Raw genomic sequence first — 690 nt, forward strand, 5'->3', positions numbered from 1 at the left:
AGCGTGACGTTGGGTCGCGAACACATCGTCGCTGTGGTCTAGTGGTTATGACATTGCGTTGTGGCCGCACTAACCCACGTTCGAATCATGGCAGCGACATCCGCCTTATTGCCTCCACTACACACATTCACTACCATCGACTGCATTCGCACCATCCCACACAATCACCACTGCACTTCACACCAACCAATCCACAATTGACACTTCCAATTCAACTGAGTCCTCACTGACACCGGTGTCCCGTGACGACGCACCGACACAAGTCATAGACCGCATTCCGTCGCACACTTCCGATAGCGTACACAGCACGTCAGTCGTCATTTGACTTCATCTCAATTAATATTATATGATGATCATTGAAATTATTCGTATTGATGTGTCAAGAATTCCCAGATCAGTCCAATCTAATGCAGACAGAACACGATGAGCACAACTCAACGTGTTATATTCGGAATTTGAATTAGCCACAGAATGAAGCACAATGTAATCACAAATTGGTTCAAATAACACAACCGCTACAGCTTAAATGGGAATCCAGATTTCTGTAGTTTATTATTCATTTTCTCAGTAGGTCGGTCATGTGTCTGTCCGGTTGTGTATTGAGTATAGACTGTGTGTGATCTAGAATGTACTCATTAGTATTATAATTAACTACGGAAATTGGAACGGACTCATCTGAATCCTTGTATT

The 690-nt window shown here is 43.5% G+C and carries 1 tRNA gene; it reads left to right on the forward strand.

Features of this window, described 5'->3' with window-relative positions:
* The first annotated feature begins 27 nt into the window (after window positions 1-27).
* Window positions 28-99: transfer RNA gene (locus tag DLK05_RS19090), tRNA-His, on the forward strand.
* Window positions 100-690 lie beyond the last annotated feature (591 nt).

This window comes from Ancylomarina longa (assembly GCF_003996985.1).
GTDB classification, from domain to species: domain Bacteria; phylum Bacteroidota; class Bacteroidia; order Bacteroidales; family Marinifilaceae; genus Ancylomarina_A; species Ancylomarina_A longa.